Genomic DNA, 18,155 nt, shown 5'->3' with positions numbered 1-18,155 from the left:
TTTGTCAACACAATTCCAAGAAAAAGCTTCGGGATTTAACCGAAGCTTAAATGTACATTTATTCAGCAAAATATTTCATGCAGCATCTTTCTCATGCCACCAATATCAAGAGGATGGTCCTCCGTCTCATATGTGAATATCAGATTCTTGCCCGGATAAATCCCGCTGGCCCTGTACAGATCCATCTTTTCCATAGTGTCTCTTCTGTAACCCTCATCTCCCATTTTCCCAAAATGTTCAAGATAGATCACTTCCCTTGTCCTTACTTTGAGCAAGGTGAAATCCGGATATCTGAGCTCTCCGTTGACCATTCTGACAGGATACTCGTAACGGTACGGAATTCCGAACTCGTATAATGTGTCCGCAATAAAAGCTTCGGATTTGGATCTGACTTTTTCTCCTCTTTTTGTATCGCTAGTTTTATTTTCAGGTTTGTAGGGATTTGGTCTGAATGTCTTAGACTGCCATTCTTTGGCTATTAGATCATCAGGTAAGATGTATGGTGTTACCAGATTCTTTTTCTCAGGGACGAGATTGTTGTAGATGTCCTCGGCCGGGTCCGTATATTTCAAAAGAAATTTCTCCAGCATTTCCAGTTCTGACCTGGCGGCCTTCAGGAAATGCTTATTGTAGTCTTTCTGGGCAAGAATCCTGATGGTCGCCAGTTCTTCCTTGTGCAAGTATTTTCCATTGGTATCGCCTTTATCAGTTACCTCGTAAAAGCGAAGTCTGCCTCCTGTTCTGCTCGTTCTCAGTCTTCCTTCCGGAAAAGAGCTTTGGGCTTTCTCTGCCTGTTTAACAGCCCGCTTTAATTGCGAGATGCGAGAAGATACAAATTCAATTATGTTTGCCAATGTGTTTTTCCTTTCTCTGTTACTTTTATTTGCGATCTTCACTCTTTGAAAAATTTGCAAAAGTGACTAGCGCAAGTTTTATTGCATGTCTTAGTCACCTATTTGAATTATTTTGAAATGAAGATGACCAAGCGCTTTGAAAATATGTGACTAATTCAATTAGAATCAGCCTTCCTAGTCACTCAAGCTTCCTTAAAGACAAGAAGAGAAAAAAAAGAACAATGAAAAGTAGTGACTAAATAGCGGAATAATCAATGTCTTAGTCAAAAAATGGAAATTTCCACGCATCAGAACGATGAATGGAGCCACAAATCAGAAGTGTGGCGCAGGGGAACAGCCCCTTTATCAAGAATACGGGCGCCACGAGGGCGCCCGAAGATTTGCACAATAAGGTTTTTTAACCATCTACACAAGCCCAAAGTCGCATAAACACTGGCTTTTACTTATCCAAGGACTTAAGTGTAGGGAACAGCAATACGTCTCTGATTCCTGCGCTGTTTGTAAGAAGCATGCAGAGACGGTCGATACCGTATCCGATACCACCTGTGGGTGGCATACCGATCTCGAGGGCATTGAGGAAGTCCTCGTCTGTGTGCTCAGCCTCTTCGTCGCCTGCTGCCGCGTTGGCATCCTGAGCGGCGAAACGCTCGCGCTGGTCGATAGGATCGTTGAGCTCCGAATATGCGTTACACATCTCCCATGTATTGATGAAGAGCTCGAAACGCTCAACCTTCTCGGGATCTGTGGGTTTCTTCTTGGTAAGAGGTGAGATAGCAAGAGGATGATCCATGATGAATGTAGGCTGGATCAGGTTCTTCTCGCAGAACTCCTCGAAGAAGAGATTGATGATATCGCCCTTCTTGTGACGATCCTCAAACTCAACGCCCTTCTCCTTAGCAATAGCCTTGGCCTCTTCGTCTGTCTTAACAGCGTCGAAGTCAACGCCTGCATACTTCTTGATAGCGTCGTTCATTGTAAGACGCTCGAATGGCTTGCCAAGATCGATGATGTTATCTCCGTACGGAATCTGTGTTGTGCCGCAAACCTTCTCGGCAAGATAACGGAACATGGACTCTGTAAGCTCCATCATTCCCTCATAGTCTGTATATGCCTGGTAGAGCTCCATAAGTGTGAACTCAGGATTGTGTCTTGTATCTGTACCCTCGTTTCTAAATACACGTCCGATCTCGAAGACTCTCTCCATACCGCCGACGATAAGTCTCTTAAGGTAAAGCTCAAGTGAGATACGAAGCTTTCTCTCCTCATCAAGTGCATTGTAGTGAGTAAAGAAAGGTCTTGCAGCAGCGCCGCCCGCATTCTCAACAAGCATAGGAGTCTCAACTTCCATGAAATCTCTGTCTGCAAGGAAGTTACGGATTTCGCGAAGAATAGCGCTTCTCTTCTTGAATGTCTCCTTGACCTCTTCGTTCATAACAAGGTCAACGTATCTTTGTCTGTAACGGATCTCTGTATCTGTAAGTCCGTGGAATTTCTCAGGGAGGGGCATAAGTGACTTAGCTAAAAGAACCAGCTCTTTTACGTGAACTGAGATCTCACCGGTCTTGGTTCTGAAAGCAAATCCCTTAATACCGATGATGTCACCGATATCCATTTTCTTGAAATCAGCATAAGCCTCGTCTCCAAGGTCATTTCTTGACACATAGAGCTGCATGCGTCCATCTCTGTCCTGAAGGTTGGCAAAAGAAGCCTTACCCATGACACGCTTACTCATCATACGTCCTGCAAGGCTTACAACCTTGTCTGCAGGAATGTCTGAAAGAGGTACTGTGATAGCCTTTCCGTCCTCATCAACGGGAGCAACGAATTCAAGAGCTTCAAAGTTGTCCCTGATCTGCTGTGTATGATGTGTCTGATCGTATTTTACAATCTGAAAAGGATCTCTTCCCTGCGCCTGAAGCTCAGCAAGCTTGTCTCTTCTTACCTGGCGAAGGCGTCCAACGTCTTCTTGTGTGTTCTGGTTATTCTGCTGATTATTCTCTGCCACTTTTTTTCCTCCGTATTATGTAAAAAATAAAGAGCCAGCGATAAAACTGATCGCCGGCTCCGAAATTCATTATTAGTTCTCAGATCTCTCGATTCCGAGTACCTTGTACTTAAGCACACCGGCCTGTGTCTCTACAGATACAGTCTGTCCCTTCTTGGCACCAAGAAGAGCCTTACCTACAGGTGACTCGTTGGAAATCTTGCCCTTAAGGCTGTTCGCCTCAGATGAGCCTACAATCTTATATTCAAGGTCCTCGTTGAACTCAAGGTCGCGGATCTTAACCTTGCATCCGATGCTGATCTTGTTGAGGTCAACGTCCTCTTCTACAACAACTTCTGCGTTCTTAAGGATTTTCTCAAGAGCTTCGATTCTAGCCTCGATGTCTCTCTGCTCATCCTTGGCTGCATCGTACTCGGCGTTCTCTGAAAGGTCGCCCTGCTCTCTTGCTTCCTTGATCTTCTCTGCAACTTCCTTACGCTTGACTACCTTGAGCTCATGAAGCTCATCCTCGTATTTCTTGAGTCCTTCGTAAGTTAAAATATTCTTCTTTTCTTCCATTGTCCGATTCCTACCCCTTCAAATAATTATAAGCTTCCATCGCGGAGCATTTATCTAAAATAATATAAAAATCTCTGTTTAACTTGGATATTATACAGTCTATTATTTTATGTGTCAATGATTTGCAATTTTACGTCCGCTCCGCCCTGTCAAAAGACACTTCACATGCCGCAGCGCTCCGCATTTATGCGCATTAACGGTCAAGCATGACTGCGGCACAAGCTCTCTTAAGCGAGTCCATATCCGTCATCTGGTTTATCTCATTCCTAAACTTGGCGCTACCAGGCATTCCGTACGTATACCATGACACGTGCTTACGCATTTCTCTTATTCCTATATATTCGCCCTTGTACTGTAGCTGCAGATCCGCATGCCTTATGACCGTGTCATAGATTTCCTGCATGCTTGGCTTTTCGCAGATCTCGCCTGTCTCAAAAAAGCTCTTGAATTCCCTGAAGATAAAAGGATTGCCCTGAGCGGCTCTTGCTACCATTACGCCGTCGCATCCCGTCTCATCGAACATGCGCTGTGCATCCTGGGGCGTTCTTACATCTCCGTTTCCGATAACAGGGACATTCACAGCCTCTTTTACCTTGGAAATAATCTCCCAGTCAGCTTCTCCTGAATAGTACTGCTCTCTGGTTCTTCCGTGGACGGCTATCGCAGCGGCTCCGCCTTCGGCAGCCGCAAGTGCGCATTCTACCGCATTGATGCTTGCGTCATTAAAGCCTTTCCTTATCTTCACTGTGACAGGCCTGTCAGAAACCTTCACGAGCGCTGCAACTATCTCCTGAATAAGCTCGGGCTTTTTCATAAGTGCCGAGCCTTCACCGTTACTGACAACCTTAGGCACGGGACAGCCCATGTTTACATCAAGTATGTCATAGGGTCTGTCCTTGATCATACCGACTGCCTCCTGCATGATCGCAGGTTCCGATCCGAAAAGCTGGAGTGAAACAGGGTGTTCATCTTCATGAATCTCCATGAGCATGCCTGTGTTGCGGTTCTTGTAGATGATGGCCTTGGCGCTCACCATCTCCATGCACACAAGCCCGGCGCCCATTTCACGGCATAGCAAACGAAACGGCAGGTCTGATACACCTGCCATGGGTCCCAGTATTATGTTATTTTCAAGGGTTACGTTTCCTATCTGTAACTTTCCGTAGCCTGCCATATGTCTGATTCTCTTTCAAAAAAATTTGCGCATGCCTCTGCGTTTTTACTCTTCTTCAAGAATGTCCGCAGGATTCTCTCCGCGCACATATATCCTGTAATAAAGGCCGAGCGCCTCGAAAAGATCCTGTCTCTTTCTTCTTACTTCTCCGACAAGAAGTCCCGCAGTGATCTCATCGTATGTGATGTCCTCTTCATCCGCGTCGGTCTCAATGCTGATATTTCCGTCTTCCTCAAATACGATGGTAAAGATTCCGCCCGCTTCCTGAGTAAAAAGAACGCTGATAATGTTGAGCTCTTTCTTTATACTCTCGGGAATCTGCTTAAATATAGGGTTAAAATAGTACTTCTGCTCGTATGCGTTAGCTCCGCAAAGTACCACTCTTCCATTCGCTACATTCTCGAAAGTACGACCCTTGTTGGTCTTTTGCATCTCGTCTATCTTAAGGTCTTCTTTTCCTTCGGAGAACTCGGCGTCAAAATTCTTGCCGCCTTCACCGAATTCTTTATTGTATTCTTCTTCGAATTTATCTGCTCTCATTTTACGTCAAACTCTCCGTTTTCATCTTCTTTTAACTGGGGTTTGTTCTTACTGTTCTTGGCATAAAGGATATTTAATCCCTCAAGGATAAGGTTCGGATCGTAGATGTCGATCTCCTCGGTCTCTGCCGATATAAGTCTTCCGAGGCCTCCCGTCGCAACGACTTTCATATTTGTAAGTCCGGACTCTCTTTTCATCTCGTTGATGATGTACTTGGTCTGACCGATCTGACCATACACAAGTCCGGCCTGCATACTTGATATCGTTTCTTTTGCAAGGATACTCTTGGGCTTAACGATCTCAACTTCGGGGAGCTTCGCTGTGTCTTCCCAGAGTGCCTTTGCTGAGATTCCGATTCCGGGAGCAACAACTCCCGTAAAGAATTCGCCTTTTTCATTAACCGCAACGTAGGTTGTCGCCGTACCAAAATCTATTACAAGGATCGGTCCGCCGTAAAGCTCATACGCAGCAACCGCGCCAACGATAAGGTCGGGTCCTATCTCTCTTGGATTGTCGGTCACGATCTTAAGTCCCGTCTTGATTCCGGGGCCTACGATATAAGGTTTCTTGCCGATGTATTTTGTGATCGCATTGATAAGCGCATGCATGATCTTGGGAACAACGCTTGCGATCATTACGCCGTCTATCTTTTCTTTTACAATCCCGTTGCTTGCAAGAAGCTGCAACAGCATGATCCCGAACTCATCCGAAGTACGTGACATCTGTGTCGTCATTCTAAATGAGCCTACGAGCTTATCCTTTGAATAAACTCCAAATGTGATATTCGTATTACCTACATCGATAACAAGAATCATAACTTCCCTCCGTTATTGTCAAAAGAAAAATCGAAGTCCGAAAATCCTTCTTAGATCAAACATATCCATAAAGGCCTCGCACAGACACTTCGCCGGCATTTATCTCGGAAATGCTTCCGTCCTCTTTTTCTATTATAAGCGCTCCGCCAATTGTAATGCCCTTGGCTGTGGCTTCGTACTCTCCCGCAGGATCAAGTACTTTTACCGTTTTATCTTTGTTGATGAGCCTCTCTTCATATTCATCTTTTAAAAGAGAAAGATCAAAGCTCTTCATGTATGTATCATAATTGTCTTCAAAGCGTTTCATGACCGCAGCCACGACCGCGCTTCTGTCAACCTTGTAGCCGGTCTGCGAATAGATCGATCCGGCAATACCCTTTATATCATCAGGAAAAACAGTCATGTTTATGTTGATACCGACTCCGATGACAACGTCGCTGACAGTGTTGTCATTATTCATGTGAAGCTCCGTAAGGATGCCACAGATTTTTTTGCCCGCGATAATAACATCATTGGGCCATTTGATCTGAGGAAAATCAAGTATGTCTTCATTATCCAGGATAACATCCTCGATTCCTTGCGCAACAGAAAGTCCCATGATAAGCGTCATCATTGAAAGCTTATCGGGAGTTGCATCAGGTCTTACTATGAGACTCATCGCAACGTTGCTTCCTTCCTGGGTCTCCCAGACTCTTCCTCTGGTGCCCCTTCCGGCGCTTTGTCTGTCGACTACGACAAGTGTTCCGTGCGGCGCACCCTCTTTTGCAAGGATCGCAGCGTCATCGTTGGTCGAGCCTGTTTCTTCCTTATAAACAAGGTTACAGGCAGCCCACCTCGTGTGTAGCTGCCCTTTTATGTTCTCTGCACTTAGCATAAAAATTATCCTTTGAGTGTTGCGTACATAACTGCCTTAATAGTATGCATACGATTCTCTGCTTCGTCAAAAACGATAGATCTTTCTGACTCAAATACTTCGTTTGTAACTTCCATCTCATCAAGACCGAATTTCTCTTTGATCTCTTTTCCGATGGTAGTATTAAGATCGTGGAATGAAGGCAGGCAATGCATGAATATAGCGCCTTCGCCGGCATTGTTCATGACATCCATATTTACCTGATAAGGAGAAAGATCTTTGATTCTCTCCGCCCAAACTTCCTCGGGCTCGCCCATGGATACCCAGATATCTGTTGCGATAACGTCTGCACCCTTGGTTCCTTCCATGACGTCCTCGGTAAACTTAAGTGTAGCGCCTGTCTGCTTGGCAATCTCATTACATGTATCAATAAGTCCCTGCTCGGGGAAATATTTCTTGTTAGTCACTATCGTGATGTTCATGCCCATCTTGGCAGCTGTAACGATATAAGAATTACCCATGTTGTATCTTGCATCGCCCATGTATACGAAATTGATTCCCTTGATACGTCCGAAATGCTCTCTGATAGTAAGCAGGTCTGCGAGCATCTGTGTGGGATGGAACTCGTTGGTAAGTCCGTTCCATACCGGCACGCTGCTGTACTTAGCCATTGTCTCAACAATATCCTGCTCGAAACCTCTGTATTCTATTCCGTCATAGAACCTTGAAAGAACTCTTACTGTATCGGCGATACTCTCTTTTTTACCGATCTGTGAGTCTGTGGGATTAAGGAAAGTTGATCCCATACCAAGGTCTTTGGCGGCTACTTCAAAAGCACATCTGGTACGCGTACTTGTCTTCTCAAAAATAAGTGCTACGTTCTTGCCCTTAAGCTCGTCGTGAAGAATGCCGTTTCTCTTCTTTTCCTTGAGATCTGCGGCAACATCCAAAAGATATGTGATCTCTTCGGGTGTGTAATCAAGAAGTTTTAAAAAATCGCGTCCCTTTAAGTTCATAATGTGCTCCTCTACTTTCGTCTAATAATTACCCATTATTATCACACGGCAAACGCCAATTGTAAACACGGGTAAATTGTAAAAGGGACTGCATCTCTGCAATCCCTTGTATATTACCAGAATACGTGTGCTCCGATAACCTGTCCCTCTCTGCCGTTGTTCCTTCTGAAGTGAAGTGCTCCTCCGACAGTGGTCTCTCCGTTAAGTGCCGCCTGCGCAGCCTGGTAATTGGTGTCGTAAATATTTCCACCTGTATATACTCTGTCAACCGTTCCGTTAAGCGCCGGTGTAAACTGTCCCGATGCATAGATAACGCCTTGAATGGTGTTGGGATAAGCTCCGCTCTTAACTCGGTTCATAACAACCGCTCCGACGGCAACTCGTCCCTCGTAAGGCTGATTACCTGCTTCACACTGAATAAGTGCTGCAAGAAGTTTAAGCTCGTCCGCATCTGCGGCAACCGCGCCACGGTTTTCGGTAAGTTTGGCTTTCTTCTTCTCAAGCTCTCTTTGCTTGATGGCTGCCATTGTTTCACCATGGTCGATCTTAAAATCTGTGGTTACACAATCTGCCAAAACATAACCGGTCTCATCGTTGTAATCAACGCTGATCCATCCGTTACCAAGATCCTCTATCATATCGACAAAAGTCTTTTCTCCGAGAACTCCTAAAACTTCCGCATCATCCGATGCATCCGCTCTGACATTAAGAGCGCTGCTCTGACTGGTGACGATCTGCTTACCTACATCCTGTGCAAGGTTTTGAGCATCTTCATCGAAAAGAAGGTACTCATCTTTGGCCCATCCGATCAAGTCCCCCGATTTGATCTTGGTCCATCCGTCCTTACGCTCCAGAATTCTGCCACCACAGTCCTTATACAGTACTCCGACTTTAGTGCTGTCTTCATCGGGAGTTTCTCTTATGTTCATAACTTGACTGACATTAGCCATTACAAGCGCGTGCTCATTGTTATCAGATGATGAAGCGCTGCTTGCGGACGATGAGGATTTGTCCGGATGATTATTTGCTTTAATCTCGATCGCGTTGTCACTGGCACCAAGAGGCGTTACGGGACTCACAATACTGGATATTCCTGCCGAAACATCCGAATACGGTGTGCCTGCTTTTGCTGCGTGTGCTGTTAACCCCCGGGAAAAGAAAACGATCAAGACTAGAGAGCAAATTGTAGTCAGTCTCACTATTGCTAGGGATAACTTTCTAACTTTTTTCATATATTTGCTTCCTATTAGATACCAAATTGATTGCCGCAAGACTATTTACACCCTCATAATATGTAAACGCATGCAGCGAAACTTTTTCGTAAGTGATATTAGCAAACATACAATTTTTTGTCAAATTTTAGAATGCAGAAGTGTTAATTTTAAAGCCTGCAAACCGCATAATTACTGAGTTTGCAGGTTCTTTGTCAATCCATATGATTTATAGACTTCTGCTCCTGTCTATGCAAGCCTTTACGGCATCCATAACGGCTCCTCTAAGGCCCTCTTTTTCAAGAACATGTACCGCTTCGATCGTTGTTCCTGCGGGTGAACATACCATATCCTTGAGTTCTCCGGGATGCTTGCCCGTTTCAAGCACCATCTTGGCGCTTCCAAGAACCGACTGCGCCGCAAATTCATACGCCTGCTTTCTGGGCATTCCGCCTTCGACAGCCGCATCTGCCATTGCTTCGATAAAAAGAAATACATAAGCAGGTGACGATCCGCTGACACCGACAACAACATCCATAAGTGATTCGGGAACTGTATATGCCTTACCAAAGCTCTCCAAAAGCTCTTTTACAAAATGATAATCATCGTCGCCCACAAGGTCGTTTCTGCAAACCGCAGAACAGCCTTCAAGTACGAGTGCAGGTGTGTTGGGCATAACTCTGATAAGCTTAACGGGCTTCTCAAATTCGTTCTGAAGCCACTGGATTGTCTTGCCCGCTGCGATGCTGACAACAACCTTGCTGTCGTCCACGCTGTCCATTATGTCGGCAATTACAACCTTGAGATACTGAGGTTTAACGGCGAGAATTATGATGTCCGCTTCCTTAGCAACAGCTTCGTTGGAGCTGTGTGTCTGGATACCGTATTTGTTTGCAACCTTAAGGCATGTCTCCTCAGTTGCTGCGGTTCCGATGATCTCGTTGGGACCCATAAGTCCTTTGCCGAGTATTCCTCCGATTATGGCTTTCGCCATGTTTCCAAGTCCGATAAATCCAATTGTCATTGTCTTCATCTCCTCCTCTGTCTTGATGCTTCAAATGTAAGTATAGCTGAAGATGTCGCTGCGTTCATAGACTCAACTTCGCCCTTCATTGGGATGAGTACGTATTCGCTTGCAGCATCGGCAGTCTCTTTGGTCAGACCGTTTCCTTCGTTTCCGATAAGGAATGCGGTCGGCTTTGTATAATCAAATTCGTCGTAGTTCTTTTTACCTTTGAGGTGAGCGGCATAGGTAGTAATTCCGGCCTGTGCCAGCTCTTTTACCATGTTCGAAAGATCTTCCACATAGATAAACGGCATCCTGAAAATGGACCCCATCGTAGAGCGAACAACCTTGGGATTGTACATGTCGGCGCAGCCCTTACTTAGGATGACGCCCGTTACTCCCGCGCCCTCTGAGCTTCTAAGCATTGTGCCGAGATTTCCGGGATCCTGAATATTCTCAAGCACGAGCAAAAGAGGCTGTGCGCTGCCCATGTCCTTATTGTAGCCCTCAAGGACTTCCTCAAGCGCGTAGTGATACTGACTTACAACCGCAAGAACTCCTTGCGGTGTCTGCGTTGCTGCCATCTTCTTCATAACTTCGGCTGTGACTGTCTCGGCGCCGTATCTCCAAAGAATCTCTTTGTCGTCTTCGGAAGCCTCATTTGCAAACTTCTCGGTCACGTAAACTTCGCGCACCTGAAGAACCGGCGCTTCACGCAGCATCTTCATGCCCTCGATGACAAATACATCGTCTTCGCGCCTTGCCTTATTTTTTTCTATATAACTTACGACCTTGCGAACGCGGTCGTTGTTTAGGCTTGTGATCATATGAAATCTCTCTCTAAAAACAAAATCGGCGCATTACTGCGCGCAATGCCATGATTAAACGTGGCGAGTATTAATAGTATAGCACAAATAATATTCGCGTGATTACTTAAAACAGCCCCTTACCGGAATCATCCGATAAGGGGCTGTATATTTGTCTATAATCTTTATTAAAGAATACGAGCGATCTCGTACATGTACTCGTTGATGTTCTTCTTCATTGCAAGAGCCTCGTCGATATCGTAATCAACGAACTGGCCGTTGCGATAACCAACTACTCTGTTGGTCTTGCCTGCTGCAAGGATATCAGCTGCATAGCATCCCATCATTGATGCATATACACGGTCCTTACATGTCGGGCTACCACCACGCTGCATGTATCCGAGGATTGAAGCTCTTGTCTCAAGACCTGTAGCAGCCTCGATACGACGTGCCATTGATGTTGAATGTCCGATACCCTCGGCATTAACGATGATGTGGTGTGTCTTACCTTTCTTACGATTATCGATGATGTTGTCGATAATACGCTGCTCGTTGTAGTCATACTTCTCGGGAAGAAGAATGTCGTCCGCACCGTTGGCGATTGAACACCAAAGTGCGATGTATCCTGCGTGACGTCCCATAACCTCTACGATACTAACTCTCTCGTGAGATGATGATGTATCACGGATCTTATCTATTGCGCTCATCGCTGTGTTGATGGCTGTGTCAAAACCGATTGTATAGTCAGTACATGAAATATCAAGGTCGATTGTTCCGGGAATACCTACAGTATTGATGCCCTGCTGTGAAAGCTTCTGAGCTCCGCGGTATGATCCGTCACCACCGATTACGATGACCCCGTCAATTCCATGCTTACGGCAAATCTCAGCACCCTTGGCCTGACCTTCGGGAGTTGTGAATTCCATACAACGAGCTGTTCCGAGAATAGTTCCGCCTCGCTGAATAATATCAGCAACGCTTCTTCTGTCCATATCCTCGATCTCCTCGTTAAGAAGACCCTGATAACCCTTCTTGATACCCTTGACCTTAAGTCCGTTTGCAAGAGACTTACGAACAACTGCTCTGATCGCAGCGTTCATTCCGGGAGCATCGCCACCGCTGGTCAATACACCGATTGTTTTGATTTCCTTTGCCATAACTGATTTCCTCGATTCTAATTAACTTAACCTAAAATCATCAAACCTCTTGATTGATAATTTTCAGACATACTCCTTTCCTATATTAGAGCAAATTTTATTAAATTGCAATCAATTAGAAAACGATTTCATAAAAAATCAAGATATTTTTCTGAGAGCATAAGTCCTGCTATTGTCCCATTGACCTTTATTTGGTTGCTGAGACACATATCAATCGCTCCTTTCAAAGGAACAAACTCATACTCGATCTCTTCTGATAAATCTAACTTTTGCTCACATGTTTTAATAATATTTTTTGCCAAAAAAATATTGACCACATTTGTATCTTTAGTAGGATAATCATATCCTGATGATAGTTTTTTCCAATCATTTGCTACATAGCCTGTTTCTTCAAGCAACTCTCTTTTGGCAGCATCTAATGCATTATCTCCTTCTTCAATTACTCCACCGGGTAACTCATATAGTATTTCATCGACAGGATATCTATATTCTCTTTTCAGCAATACTCTATTATCCTCATCTATCGCCACTATCAAAGATACATTATTCCTCTCAAACACATAAAAATCATCAAGACATATTCCATTTGGCAATAATACTTTATCTTTTGCCAATTTAACCCATCTGTTATTTACAATATATTCTCTGGCTAATCTCTTCCATTTCTTGATCATTTAATCCCTCCAAAGCCGTTTTTTCTTTTATATTCCTATTTTATATACCTAAAAAATATAATCCAAATTCAACTCCTTATGTATTATAATTTTCAATATAACACATTATTACGGAGCATTTTATGTCATTTACACACCTTCATGTCCACACGGAATACAGCCTTTTAGACGGTTCCAACAAGATAAAAGAATATGTGAAAAGGTTAAAAGACCTTGGCATGACCGCCGGAGCCATCACGGATCACGGCGTTATGTACGGTGTCATTGACTTTTATAAAGCATGCAAGGAAGCCGGTATCAACCCGATCCTTGGATGCGAGGTTTATGTTGCTCCGGGCTCAAGATTTGATAAAGAGGCCAAGGGAACTGACGACAGATACTATCATCTCGTTCTTTTGGCAGAAAATAACGTGGGATACGCCAATCTCTCCCACATCGTAAGCCGCGGATTTACCGAGGGTTATTACTATAAGCCCCGTGTCGATATGGAGCTTTTGGAAGAGTACCACGAGGGAATCATAGCACTCAGCGCCTGTCTTGCGGGCGAGATTCCAAGGAATATCCTTAGAGGAGACGGTGGCGCGGCAAAAGAAGCTGCTATGCGCCTTGACTCTATCTTTGGTCACGGAAACTTTTTCTTGGAGCTTCAGGATCACGGAATCCCTGCGCAGCGTACCGTCAACAGCTCACTTCTGGCTCTTTCTCAGGAGCTGGATATTCCGCTTGTAGCGACCAACGACTGCCACTACACCTACGAAGACGATGCGGAGGCTCACGACCTCCTTCTTTGCATTCAAACAGGTAAAAAAGTGGATGACGAAGACCGTATGCGCTACGAAGGCGGTCAGTACTACGTCAAGAGCGAAGACGAGATGAGAGCTCTTTTCCCTTATGCTCAGGAAGCTATTGATAATACACAAAAGATCGCGGACAGATGTAACGTCGAGATCGAATTCGGCGTCACCAAGTTGCCACACTTTGATGTGCCCGAAGGCTATGATTCATGGACATATCTCTGCAAGCTCTGCGAAGACGGTCTCAATGAGAGATATCCCGAAGATGACGGTACCTTGAAAAAGAAACTCGACTACGAGCTTGGCGTTATCAAGCGCATGGGCTACGTAGATTACTTCCTTATAGTATGGGACTATATAAATTACTGTCGCGAAAACGGCATCGCTGTCGGCCCCGGAAGAGGCTCGGCTGCGGGCAGTATCGTCTCATATTGCATGCATATCACCAATATCGATCCTATTAAATACGATCTTCTCTTTGAGCGTTTCCTTAATCCCGAGCGTGTGTCCATGCCCGATATAGACGTGGATTTCGAGTACGAGAGAAGACAGGACGTTATTGATTACGTCACCGAGAAATACGGCGCCGATAAGGTCGTTCAGATCATCACCTTCGGTACGCTCGCCGCAAAGGGTGTTATCCGAGACGTTGCAAGGGTTATGGATCTTCCTTACAGCTACGGCGACCAGATTTCCAAGATGGTCCCGAACGAGCTAAACATCACGCTTGAGCGAGCTCTGGAGCTCAATCCCGAGCTTCGCGGTCAGTACGAGAGTGATCCGACTGTTCACAAGCTCATCGATATGTGCAAAAAGCTTGAAGGACTTCCGCGCCACACTTCGATTCACGCGGCCGGAGTTGTTATCTGCAGCGCACCTGCAGAGGATCTTGTTCCCCTCTCACGCTCCGCAGAAGGTAATATCACAACTCAGTTCACGATGACCACCATCGAGGAACTGGGACTTCTTAAGATGGATTTCCTGGGTCTTCGTACCCTTACTGTTATAAAAGACGCAACGAGATTTGCAAACGAATCTCTCGGCGCTAAGCCGGGCGATCCCAATTTCATCGACATAGACAAAATCGATTACAACGACCCCAAGACTCTTGCCCTTATAGGAAGCGGCAAGTGCGACGGTATATTCCAGCTTGAGTCGGGCGGTATGCAGGCCTTCATGAAAGAGCTTAAGCCGCAATCTCTTGAAGACATCATCGCGGGAATTTCTCTTTATCGTCCGGGTCCGATGGATTTCATCCCGAAGTATATCAAGGGTAAAAATGACGCTGGCTCCATCACATACTTAACTCCCGAACTTGAACCGATACTTAATCCTACCTACGGCTGTATCGTCTATCAGGAGCAGGTTATGCAGATAGTTCAGCAGCTCGGCGGCTACACGCTTGGTCGTGCCGACCTTGTTCGCCGTGCGATGAGTAAAAAGAAACAGCACGTCATGGAAGTTGAAAGAGCCAACTTCGTAAACGGAAATTCCGAAGAGAATGTTCCGGGATGCGCATCAAAAGGCATCTCCGCAGATGTTGCAAACGCGATCTACGATTCCATGATGGACTTTGCAAAGTATGCGTTTAATAAATCACATGCCGCTTGCTACGCCGTTGTCGCGCTTCAGACCGCTTGGCTTAAGTGCTACTATCCCGTTGAGTTCATGGCAGCGCTCATGACTTCCGTAATAGACAATCCGGGCAAAGTTTCGGGCTATATTTTATCTTGCAGGAACATGAACATCACTCTTCTGCCGCCTGATATCAACGAAGGGTTCGATGGATTTTCCGTTGCGGAGATCGATGCAGAAAACGGTGAGACACCCGGCAAGAAAAAGGCTATCCGCTACGCTCTTACCGCGATAAAAGGTATCGGCCGCCCCGTTATCACTTCTATCGTCAGGGAAAGAGAGCAGCGCGGACCGTTTAAGAACATCAACGACTTCCTTACAAGAATGCAGGGTAAGGACAGTGAAGTTAATAAAAGAGCCATCGAAAGCTTTATCAAAGCCGGTGCTTTCGACTGCTTCGAAGGAACAAGAAAGCAGCTCATCACCGTGTACTCGCAGATCATGGACAACATCCATTCAAGCGGAAAAGCTTCTATGGCGGGCCAGATATCTCTTTTTGATATAGTCGGAGAATCCGATAAAAAGCAGTACGAGATTCCTCTTCCTAACGTCGGAGAATTCCCTCGTGAGCTCCTTCTTGAATTTGAGAAAGAAGTGCTCGGAATCTACATTTCGGGTCATCCTCTTGAGGAATATATCGGACTTTGGAAAAAGAAAACAACCAATCAGACCACCGACTTCTATCTTGATGACGAAACGGGAGAGCCTAAGGTTCGTGATAACGAGACCGCCACGATAGGTGGACTCATCAGCGATAAGAAGATCAAATATACCAAGAACGATCAGGTTATGGCATTCATTACTCTTGAGGATCTTGTCGGAACCGTTGAAGTAATCGTCTTTCCAAAGACTTACGAAGCTAACGCAGCAAGGCTTAACGCCGATGCAAAGGTGTTTATCGAGGGCCGCATATCAGTTGAAGATGACCGCGACGCCAAGCTAATCGCATCAAAGATCACATTATTCGACGAGATGCCCAGAACGTTGTGGATACGCTTTGATAATATGGCAGCTTATGAACAAGGCATGCCGGTGCTTAATGAACTAATCAAGGGCAATGAAGGACGCGACGAGATCGCTATATATCTCAAAGACACCAAGCAGATCAAGAAGCTTGGAAGAGGCTACAACATAAAGGCTGACGATATCCTGCTGCCCAAGCTTTCAGATGCTTTTGGAAAAGAAAACGTGCAAGTAGTCTGATCTCTGAGCGCCAAAATATGCGCAATATCGTTAATTGACACGTAAACCTGCTTTTCTTGCAAAAAAACATGTCTGGCAAATGCCACACAACCACCAAAAAAGCACGCACATCCATAAGAAGCATCAAAACACATGCTTAAAAACCTCTTTTAACACCTTAATTCCAACTGAAATATCGATAAAATCGCCAAAAATGACATGTATAATTGATGAATATCAAGATATGCGTGTCCAAATGGCAAATTTAGGAATTTAGGGATTGCATTTCCAAGAGGCACACATCCATTCGCTTGCCGGTCTTGTGCAACCAAAAACGGCATTGAGAGATTTATTCTTTCTCTCAATGCCGTTATTTTTACTTACCGTAAATCAATTAGTGACGAGCTTTAGCTGATGCATTACGCATTACTGTACAGCTGCCTTGAGCTCGTCAACCTTGTTGGTCTGCTCCCAAGGAAGGTTAAGGTCGTTACGTCCGAAGTGGCCGTAAGCTGCTGTTCCCTTGTAGATAGGACGACGAAGGTCGAGCATCTTGATGATACCTGCGGGACGAAGGTCGAACACCTTACGAACTGCCTCTGTAAGCTTCTCATCAGAAACCTTACCTGTTCCGAATGTGTCTACAAGAATTGATGTAGGCTGTGCAACACCGATAGCATATGAAAGCTGGATCTCAGCCTTATCTGCAAGACCTGCGGCAACGATGTTCTTTGCAACATATCTTGCTGCGTAAGCTGCTGAACGGTCAACCTTGGTGCAATCCTTACCTGAGAATGCTCCGCCGCCGTGACGAGCTGCTCCGCCGTATGTGTCAACGATGATCTTACGTCCTGTAAGTCCTGCGTCACCCTGAGGTCCGCCGATTACGAAACGTCCAGTAGGATTGATGAAGATCTTGGTGTTAGCATCAACCATCTTAGGATCAACGATAGCGTCGATAACGTACTTTCTGATATCTTCGTGGATCTGCTCCTGAGTAACCTTCTCATCATGCTGAGTTGAGATTACGATAGCTTCAAGACGGAAAGGCTTACCGTTCTCATCGTACTCAACAGATACCTGGCTCTTACCGTCTGCTCTGAGGTAAGCAAGAGTTCCGTTCTTTCTAACCTCTGTGAGCTTCTTTGTAAGCTTGTGAGCAAGGCTGATAGCGTAAGGCATGTACTCTTCTGTCTCGTTTGTAGCATAACCGAACATCATACCCTGGTCGCCGGCACCGATTGCCTCAAGCTGCTCATCTGTCATCTGATTCTCTCTTGCCTCGAGCGCCTTATCAACACCCATAGCGATATCAGCCGACTGCTGGTCAAGAGCGACAAAAACAGCACATGTGTTGCCGTCGAAGCCCTTAGCTGAATCGTCATATCCGATCTCTTTGATTGTCTCTCTTGCGATCTTAGCGTAATCAACGTGAGCCTTGGTTGTGATCTCACCTGTGATGAGAACGAAACCTGTACAAGTTGCTGTCTCGCAAGCTACACGGCTCATAGGATCCTCTGCCATGCAAGCATCAAGGATCGCATCTGAAATGTTATCGCAGATCTTATCGGGATGTCCCTCTGTTACTGATTCGGATGTAAAAATAAACTTATCCATTATGTTTCCTTTCTCGCGTACCGTCACGCATTAAAAAACCGCTTGTTGCGTGCACAAACAAGCGGAACTGATTGATTTTCAGATCCTCTTATTGCTCGTAGTCCGTAATCGGAATTGCACGCTCAGGTTGGCACCTTCCTCATCTCGAGGGGTTGCCGTGGCTTCATAGGTCCTATGTACCTCCACCACTCTGAATAAGAGAACTTCGTATATAATTATGGAATCTATCGTTTGGATTAGATTCGTTTATGATAATAC

Annotated in this window: 15 protein-coding genes and 1 riboswitch; of the genes, 1 reads left to right on the top strand and 14 read right to left on the bottom strand. The window is 45.3% G+C overall.

The window, feature by feature from the left end; all coding sequences use genetic code 11:
- Positions 1-62 precede the first annotated feature (62 nt).
- From D6853_RS10745 to D6853_RS10685, 13 genes are all read right to left on the bottom strand, one after another.
- Positions 63-854 carry a hypothetical protein gene (locus D6853_RS10745; protein WP_120658012.1) on the bottom strand — a complete coding sequence of 264 codons (792 nt, stop codon included), beginning with the start codon at positions 852-854 and terminating at the stop codon, positions 63-65.
- Between the two features lie 439 nt (positions 855-1,293).
- Positions 1,294-2,859: a lysine--tRNA ligase gene (gene lysS, locus D6853_RS10740; RefSeq protein WP_120658011.1), complete on the bottom strand. Its 1,566-nt coding sequence runs from the start codon at positions 2,857-2,859 to the stop codon at positions 1,294-1,296.
- Between the two features lie 72 nt (positions 2,860-2,931).
- Positions 2,932-3,417, bottom strand: a complete 486-nt coding sequence (greA, locus tag D6853_RS10735; protein WP_120658010.1) for a transcription elongation factor GreA — start codon at positions 3,415-3,417, stop codon at positions 2,932-2,934.
- Between the two features lie 193 nt (positions 3,418-3,610).
- Entirely contained in the window at positions 3,611-4,591 is a 981-nt protein-coding gene (dusB, locus tag D6853_RS10730; RefSeq protein ID WP_120658009.1) for a tRNA dihydrouridine synthase DusB, read from the bottom strand.
- A gap of 45 nt (positions 4,592-4,636) precedes the next feature.
- Complete coding sequence (locus tag D6853_RS10725) at positions 4,637-5,131, bottom strand: DUF6145 family protein (protein ID WP_242948155.1); 495 nt, start codon at positions 5,129-5,131, stop codon at positions 4,637-4,639.
- Positions 5,128-5,946, bottom strand: coding sequence for a type III pantothenate kinase (locus D6853_RS10720; protein WP_092247995.1), 819 nt, complete (start codon positions 5,944-5,946; stop codon positions 5,128-5,130). The genes D6853_RS10725 and D6853_RS10720 overlap by 4 nt, the downstream gene beginning before the upstream one ends.
- A gap of 55 nt (positions 5,947-6,001) precedes the next feature.
- Positions 6,002-6,820 (bottom strand): biotin--[acetyl-CoA-carboxylase] ligase, encoded by an 819-nt coding sequence (locus D6853_RS10715; RefSeq protein WP_120658008.1) that lies wholly within the window; start codon positions 6,818-6,820, stop codon positions 6,002-6,004.
- Between the two features lie 5 nt (positions 6,821-6,825).
- On the bottom strand, positions 6,826-7,815 hold the full coding sequence (gene argF, locus D6853_RS10710; protein WP_120658007.1) for an ornithine carbamoyltransferase: 990 nt from the start codon (positions 7,813-7,815) through the stop codon (positions 6,826-6,828).
- 113 nt (positions 7,816-7,928) lie between these two features.
- Positions 7,929-9,047 carry a cell wall hydrolase gene (locus tag D6853_RS10705; RefSeq protein ID WP_120658006.1) on the bottom strand — a complete coding sequence of 373 codons (1,119 nt, stop codon included), beginning with the start codon at positions 9,045-9,047 and terminating at the stop codon, positions 7,929-7,931.
- Between the two features lie 208 nt (positions 9,048-9,255).
- Positions 9,256-10,050 (bottom strand): pyrroline-5-carboxylate reductase, encoded by a 795-nt coding sequence (proC, locus tag D6853_RS10700; RefSeq protein ID WP_120658143.1) that lies wholly within the window; start codon positions 10,048-10,050, stop codon positions 9,256-9,258.
- A 5-nt stretch (positions 10,051-10,055) separates the two neighbouring features.
- Positions 10,056-10,859, bottom strand: coding sequence for a TrmH family RNA methyltransferase (locus D6853_RS10695; RefSeq protein WP_120658005.1), 804 nt, complete (start codon positions 10,857-10,859; stop codon positions 10,056-10,058).
- A gap of 167 nt (positions 10,860-11,026) precedes the next feature.
- Entirely contained in the window at positions 11,027-11,995 is a 969-nt protein-coding gene (gene pfkA / locus D6853_RS10690) for a 6-phosphofructokinase (protein ID WP_120658004.1), read from the bottom strand.
- Between the two features lie 128 nt (positions 11,996-12,123).
- Complete coding sequence (locus tag D6853_RS10685; protein WP_120658003.1) at positions 12,124-12,669, bottom strand: NUDIX hydrolase; 546 nt, start codon at positions 12,667-12,669, stop codon at positions 12,124-12,126.
- 122 nt (positions 12,670-12,791) lie between these two features.
- Between D6853_RS10685 and D6853_RS10680 the strand changes: the two genes are divergently transcribed.
- Positions 12,792-16,301: a DNA polymerase III subunit alpha gene (locus tag D6853_RS10680; RefSeq protein ID WP_120658002.1), complete on the top strand. Its 3,510-nt coding sequence runs from the start codon at positions 12,792-12,794 to the stop codon at positions 16,299-16,301.
- A gap of 405 nt (positions 16,302-16,706) precedes the next feature.
- Here D6853_RS10680 and metK read toward each other — a convergent pair whose 3' ends face one another.
- Positions 16,707-17,897 (bottom strand): methionine adenosyltransferase, encoded by a 1,191-nt coding sequence (gene metK, locus D6853_RS10675; RefSeq protein WP_120658001.1) that lies wholly within the window; start codon positions 17,895-17,897, stop codon positions 16,707-16,709.
- An 85-nt stretch (positions 17,898-17,982) separates the two neighbouring features.
- Positions 17,983-18,098: riboswitch (SAM riboswitch) on the bottom strand.
- Between the last annotated feature and the right edge of the window lie 57 nt (positions 18,099-18,155).

The organism is Butyrivibrio sp. X503 (assembly GCF_003625475.1).
Lineage (GTDB): Bacteria > Bacillota > Clostridia > Lachnospirales > Lachnospiraceae > Butyrivibrio.
This window is presented reverse-complemented; position numbering and strand designations above follow the sequence as displayed.

Excerpts from the sequence above, each read along its gene's own strand:
- proC (WP_120658143.1), bottom strand. The coding sequence starts at position 10,050 with ATGACAATTGGATTTATCGGACTTGGAAACATGGCGAAAGCCATAATC.
- pfkA (WP_120658004.1), bottom strand. The coding sequence starts at position 11,995 with ATGGCAAAGGAAATCAAAACAATCGGTGTATTGACCAGCGGTGGCGAT.
- metK (WP_120658001.1), bottom strand. The coding sequence starts at position 17,897 with ATGGATAAGTTTATTTTTACATCCGAATCAGTAACAGAGGGACATCCC.
- D6853_RS10725 (WP_242948155.1), bottom strand. The coding sequence starts at position 5,131 with ATGAGAGCAGATAAATTCGAAGAAGAATACAATAAAGAATTCGGTGAA.
- D6853_RS10705 (WP_120658006.1), bottom strand. The coding sequence starts at position 9,047 with ATGAAAAAAGTTAGAAAGTTATCCCTAGCAATAGTGAGACTGACTACA.
- dusB (WP_120658009.1), bottom strand. The coding sequence starts at position 4,591 with ATGGCAGGCTACGGAAAGTTACAGATAGGAAACGTAACCCTTGAAAAT.
- D6853_RS10695 (WP_120658005.1), bottom strand. The coding sequence starts at position 10,859 with ATGATCACAAGCCTAAACAACGACCGCGTTCGCAAGGTCGTAAGTTAT.
- argF (WP_120658007.1), bottom strand. The coding sequence starts at position 7,815 with ATGAACTTAAAGGGACGCGATTTTTTAAAACTTCTTGATTACACACCC.
- D6853_RS10680 (WP_120658002.1), top strand. The coding sequence starts at position 12,792 with ATGTCATTTACACACCTTCATGTCCACACGGAATACAGCCTTTTAGAC.
- greA (WP_120658010.1), bottom strand. The coding sequence starts at position 3,417 with ATGGAAGAAAAGAAGAATATTTTAACTTACGAAGGACTCAAGAAATAC.
- D6853_RS10715 (WP_120658008.1), bottom strand. The coding sequence starts at position 6,820 with ATGCTAAGTGCAGAGAACATAAAAGGGCAGCTACACACGAGGTGGGCT.
- D6853_RS10685 (WP_120658003.1), bottom strand. The coding sequence starts at position 12,669 with ATGATCAAGAAATGGAAGAGATTAGCCAGAGAATATATTGTAAATAAC.
- D6853_RS10720 (WP_092247995.1), bottom strand. The coding sequence starts at position 5,946 with ATGATTCTTGTTATCGATGTAGGTAATACGAATATCACATTTGGAGTT.